The following is a 1,610-nucleotide window of genomic DNA, read 5'->3' on the forward strand; positions in this document are numbered from 1 at the left end:
GTCATAGAAACCGCGCACGGCGGAAAAGGGGATTTCGAGCTTTTCGGGCACGTCGGAAAAGGAGAGTCCCACCTCGAAACCGGTGTCGGTCACCTTCAGGTCCCAGTACTGGAACTGGATGACGATGGTCATCTGCTCCGGATAACGCTCGCGTAGCCGCGAGGAGATGCGCACGCCCGGCGCGCCGGTCAGGAAGGTGATGAAGAAATGATGGTTGCCCGGAAGGCCCGTGCGCGCGACTTCGGCCAGGACCTTGCGCATGACACCGCGCAATGCCTCCTGGGCCAGAATGTCGTAGCGGATGTGGTCGTCGGCCATGTGACGGTCGGGTTCCGTTGAATCGTCCGCATAGCTGTAATCAAGCTTGGGCGCGGCGTAAACCGCATATAGGCGCCGAAAGCTAAGGCCAAGAGGGCTGGCGGCGATTTGATCGCTCAGGCGTGGGCGAGGGCGGCCTGCCGGGCGGCTGCCGCTTTCTTCCTGCCGAAGGCGGCCAGGAAGGTGCGCACGCCATTGGTCGCTGAGCGCAACACCTCTTCCTCCGTCGGTATGCCGCCGAGCATGAAGGTTGTCTGCAACTCGGCGTTGACTAGTGCGAGGAACTGCCGCGCCGCCACGTCCGGATCGTCGATCGAGAGGTGCCCGGCATAGGCCAGCCGCGCGAAGCGGGCGGCAAGCGCCGACCAGGTGCGGCCCGGTCCCTGTTCGCGCCACTCGGCAAAAAGCTCGGGATAGCGCTCGCCCTCGGCCTGGATCAGCTTGCGCAGGAAGCGGCCGTCGCGGTTGCAGATACAGTTGCGGTTCATGCGCACCGCGAAGGCGACAAGATCGGCTTCGAGATCGGCGGGCTGGTCGGGAAAGGTGGCAATGGTGGCGAAGATGCCGGCATTGCAGCGCTCCGTCAGGTCGCGCACAATGGCCATGAACAGCTTTTCCTTATCGCCATGGTGATTGTAGACGGTCTGGCGCGAAACGCCGGCCTCGGCCGCGATCAGGTCGATATTGGCGCCGGCATAGCCTTCGCGGCAGAAGACCGAAGCGGCAGCATCAACCACCGATATGCGCTTGGCCTCGTGGCTGCGTGGCGGGAAAGTGTCAGGAGAAACGCCGACCTTCATAAAAAACCATATAGCGATGATTGACGAATTGGACAAGGCTGTCTAAATTTGTAGACACAATAAAGCGAAGCCCGCTCCCGGGAACGACAGAATCGCGCTTTGAAGCGACGATGATTTCACATCCCGGATGTCGGGGTTCCACGGGATGGAACGTCCTCGGGTAGACGCCGGACCATGGCGACAACCAGATCCGAAAGAAGCCCTTATCATGAGTCCCAAATTCCTCCGCATCGCGGTCGTGCTCGGCTTGTTGTCCGCAATCGGCCCCTTCGCCATCGATATGTACCTTCCAGCGCTGCCTTCGATCGGTGAGGATTTGAAAGCTGGCACCGCCGCCGTGCAGATGAGCCTCTTGATCTTCTTCCTGTCGATGGGCTTCGGCCAGATCGTCGTCGGACCGATCTCAGACATGGTCGGGCGCAAGCTGCCGCTTTATGTCGGACTCGCGCTGTTCATGGTTGGCGGCGTCGGCTCGGCTATGGCGCCCAATAT

General features: G+C 61.4%; 3 protein-coding genes. 1 reads left to right on the plus strand and 2 read right to left on the minus strand.

What is annotated here, in order from left to right:
* Positions 1–318, minus strand: a 318-nt coding sequence (locus EOA79_RS31950) for an SspB family protein (RefSeq protein ID WP_245489983.1), incomplete at its 3' end; no start/stop codon positions are given.
* 116 nt (positions 319–434) lie between these two features.
* Positions 435–1,118, minus strand: coding sequence for a TetR/AcrR family transcriptional regulator (locus EOA79_RS31955; RefSeq protein ID WP_095783789.1), 684 nt, complete (start codon positions 1,116–1,118; stop codon positions 435–437).
* A 208-nt stretch (positions 1,119–1,326) separates the two neighbouring features.
* Between EOA79_RS31955 and EOA79_RS31960 the strand changes: the two genes are divergently transcribed.
* On the plus strand, positions 1,327–1,610 hold a 284-nt coding region (locus EOA79_RS31960), incomplete at its 3' end, for an MFS transporter (RefSeq protein ID WP_128293678.1).

The organism is Mesorhizobium sp. M1A.F.Ca.IN.020.03.2.1 (assembly GCF_004023205.1).
Classification (GTDB): Bacteria; Pseudomonadota; Alphaproteobacteria; order Rhizobiales; family Rhizobiaceae; genus Mesorhizobium.

What these genes read in the sequence shown, in the direction of transcription:
- EOA79_RS31955 (WP_095783789.1), bottom strand. Translation starts at nt 1,118, where the DNA reads ATGAAGGTCGGCGTTTCTCCTGACACTTTCCCGCCACGCAGCCACGAG.